General features: G+C 54.4%; 2 protein-coding genes. Both read left to right on the forward strand.

The genetic code is table 11. The features are described 5' to 3' along the window. Positions 1–268 (forward strand): hypothetical protein (locus AC1RPU_RS07635; RefSeq protein WP_481769587.1); only part of this gene is annotated, 268 nt, incomplete at its 5' end. 121 nt (positions 269–389) lie between these two features. Next, positions 390–776 (forward strand): hypothetical protein, encoded by a 387-nt coding sequence (locus tag AC1RPU_RS07640; RefSeq protein ID WP_481769588.1) that lies wholly within the window; start codon positions 390–392, stop codon positions 774–776. Positions 777–870: the final 94 nt, after the last annotated feature.

Raw genomic sequence — 870 nt, forward strand, 5'->3', positions numbered from 1 at the left:
GGCCGATGCTTACGATTTGGCTTCGTCTCTGGCTGACAGTATGGGCTATGGTACGTTGAGCGAAGCGCTCCACGCGTTTCAGCGACTAAAGCAGGAAGCGTCACCTCCGAAGCAGGGGGCAGAAAGGATCGTGAACTATATCACGCGGGGCTACGTCGAGGAATCCGTGCAGGACAAGCTCATGCGCGACGGACATATCGGCGCATTTGTCGTCAGCTCTGTCGGCGCTACCTCCGATCATCAAGTGGAAGTTCGTTTCCTGAAATGAGGACAGGTGCCATTATCGCGGTCTTGCTAATCGCATTCGGCTTGTGTAAAATGATGATCGGCATAGCACTGGTACGGGGCGCTCGGGACCGTTCCCATGACCCGATCTATAAGGAGGATTGATGCTGGAACAAACTGATGAGCAGCTAGCAGAGATGCTGGAGGTTCTCAAAAAAGAATGCACGAGTCTGAAACATCAGAAAGCTGATGCGTACGATTCGCTGGAGAACGCGTTTATCGCTGCCGGTTTCTACGATGTGGCTGCTGGGTTCCGGGAATTCTTGCGCTTGCGTGATCTCGATGCACGGCACAAGACGCTGAAAGCGGCGATCGATGGCGCTACCTATTTCGGGGGCGCAGCGGTCGTTGGCTACGTAAATGATCTGGATGCGGCAAAGCTCCAGAACGGGAAGCTTGCCGCGACTATCAACGTCTACCCTGAATACCGACCGGGCGTTGCAGAGCACGCGTTTGTGTACAGCAAACCCACACTTCGAAAGGAGGTTTAAATGTTGATGATTGCCTTGATGTTGGCCCTGAACTTCGGGATCAGCTGGTGGAACTGCTACGCAGTTGGCGGTATCTGGGTTGAGTCCCGGTCGC

Source organism: Dellaglioa sp. CoH-55-MRSF-7 (assembly GCF_056782235.1).

Bases quoted from the DNA above. Each gene is read 5' to 3' on its own strand.
- AC1RPU_RS07640 (WP_481769588.1), top strand. From the start codon at position 390: ATGCTGGAACAAACTGATGAGCAGCTAGCAGAGATGCTGGAGGTTCTC.